This window comes from Nguyenibacter vanlangensis (assembly GCF_013376155.1).
Classification (GTDB): Bacteria; Pseudomonadota; Alphaproteobacteria; order Acetobacterales; family Acetobacteraceae; genus Gluconacetobacter; species Gluconacetobacter vanlangensis.
In genome coordinates, this window is the sequence record NZ_JABXXP010000700.1 from 1 (window position 1) to 1,417 (window position 1,417).

The window sequence follows — 1,417 nt, forward strand, 5'->3', positions numbered from 1 at the left end:
GGGACGCCCTGCATGGCGGCGTCGATCCGGTCCATGGCCCGGCCGATCGCGGCGATGTCGTCGGGCTGGGCCGGCTGGTGCCCGTCCGTCAGGCGGAACAGGCGGTTTTCCAGCGCGTGGGCGATGGATTCGATGTCGGCGCGCTCGACGACGCGGGCCGCGCCCTTGAGCGAATGGACGCGGCGGAAGATTTCGCCCACGCCGTGCGCGTCCGGCGGGCCGGCCGCCAGGATGTCGCGCACCACGCGGAGATGGTCGCGATATTCGGCCTGAAAGACCGCCAGCAATTCCTGTTGCAGGCTTTCCACGGCCGGCCGTCAGGTGCGGTAGCGGGCGGAGATGGCCAGGAGCTGGTGCGACAGGCTGCCGAGATTGCTGGCCGAGGCTTCCAGGTTACGGGTGCCGGCGGCCGTCTGCTGGCTGGCCTGGCGGATGCTCTGCAGGGCCGTCATGACCTGTTCGATGCCGATCTGCTGCTGGTTGGTCGAGGCGACGATCTGCTGGAAGGCATGCACGCCTTCCTCGATCCCGCCGGTCATGCGCTCGATCGTGTGATAGGAGATGTCGGTGCGTTCCTTGCCGGCCGAGACGCGTTTCACGGCCTCTTCGGTCAGCATCACCGAGGTGTTGATGCCGCGCTGGATGTCGCCGAGGATCGAGCGCACGTGCTGGGTGGCGTCGCGCGACTGGTCGGCCAGGATCTTCATTTCCGCGGCCACCACGGCGAAGGAGCGCCCGTGCTCGCCGGCGGAAGCGGCCTCGATCGCCGCGTTGAGCGCCAGCAGATGCGAGCGTTCCGACAGGTCGTTGACGGCGGTGATGATCTCGCTGATCGCATCGGTGCGTTCGGAGAGGGCCACGATGTTCTGGGCCACGGCCTCGGCCCCTTCCTGGGTGCGGGCCATGGCGCGGGCGGTTTCCTCGACCGCTTCCAGCCCGCTGGCCGAGCTGTGGACGATGATTTCGGCCGACGAGATGACCTCACGCGCGCGCTTGCTGATCTGGGCGCCGGAATGGGTGATCTGATCGACCGTGGCGGCGGTTTCCTGGACCGCGGCGAACTGTTCCTCGACGCTGGCGGCCTGCTGCTGGGCGGAGGCGCGGATGTCGGCGACCGCGGCGTCGAGATTGCGCGTGGCCTCGCGGCTTTGCTGCGCGATTTCGCGCAGGCCGTCGATCATGCGGTTGAGCCCCAGGCCCAGCCGTTCGAACTCGTCGCGGCCGACGCCGGAGCCGTTGACCGTCACGCGGGTCGAGAGATCGCCCTGCCCCACCAGTTCCATCACCCGCATCAGCGCCGCGAGCGGCGCCAGGATCGAGCGCCGGGTCCAGAAGGTGACGATCAGCGCCACGATGACCGCGACCGCCAGGCCGAGGGTGAGCGAGCGGCGGCTGAATTCGTACAGCGCGCCGCTCT

2 protein-coding genes are annotated in these 1,417 nt (G+C 69.1%); both read right to left on the reverse strand.

Annotated features, from left to right (window positions below):
• A partial coding sequence (locus HUK84_RS18180; RefSeq protein WP_176641493.1) for an Hpt domain-containing protein occupies positions 1-308 on the reverse strand: 308 nt, incomplete at its 3' end.
• 9 nt (positions 309-317) lie between these two features.
• A partial coding sequence (locus HUK84_RS18185; protein WP_176641494.1) for a methyl-accepting chemotaxis protein occupies positions 318-1,417 on the reverse strand: 1,100 nt, incomplete at its 5' end.